The organism is Pseudomonas sp. ES4, assembly GCF_050586665.1.
GTDB classification, from domain to species: domain Bacteria; phylum Pseudomonadota; class Gammaproteobacteria; order Pseudomonadales; family Pseudomonadaceae; genus Aquipseudomonas; species Aquipseudomonas frederiksbergensis.
This window is the reverse complement of the sequence record NZ_JBOBDO010000062.1, coordinates 1-615: the sequence shown is the minus strand read 5'-3', so window position 1 is coordinate 615 and position 615 is coordinate 1. Positions and strand designations below refer to the sequence as shown.

Below are 615 nucleotides of genomic sequence, written 5' to 3'. Positions count from 1 at the left end.
GCCATCTGTTGCGCTATGACCGCAGCCATTTGCTCGCCATCGACTATCAGCGTTTTCAGCCCGCCGACACCCTGGAAGACGCCTGGCGTACCGAGCAAACACTGGTTGCCTACCGCTACGACGCTCGTCATCGCTTGATCGAAGCCACCAATGCCGCTGGCGAAAGCGAGCGCTACGACTACGACGATCAGCACGTCATCCTGCAGCGGCAGTTGGCCGGTGGGGCGAGTTTCTTCTGGGAGTGGGAAAGGTCCGGTAAGGCGGCCCGATGTGTCCGGCATTGGGCGTCGTTTGCGCAAATGGACGCGCGTTACGTCTGGGATGACCAGGGCAGTGTCACCGTCCAGAACATCGATGGCAGTAAAGAGGTTTACGTCCACGACGACCGGGCGCGGCTGGTGCGCAAGGTCGAGCTGGACGGCGGCGAACACCTCAAGGCTTACGACGACCACGGCCGGCTGATTGCCGAGCAGGACCCGCTCGGCGCCGTCACCGAATACCGTTACGACGAAGTCGGACGGCTGATCGCGCTGATTCCGCCGGAAGACGAGCCAACGGCCTACGAATACCGCAACGGTTTCCTGCAGGCGCGGTACCGCGGTCAAGCGGTGTGGA

Annotated in this window: 1 pseudogene; it reads left to right on the top strand. The window is 62.6% G+C overall.

Going from position 1 to position 615, the window contains the following annotated elements:
* Positions 1-615, top strand: a pseudogene (locus ACQ4OB_RS27835) (type IV secretion protein Rhs); the annotation flags it as partial.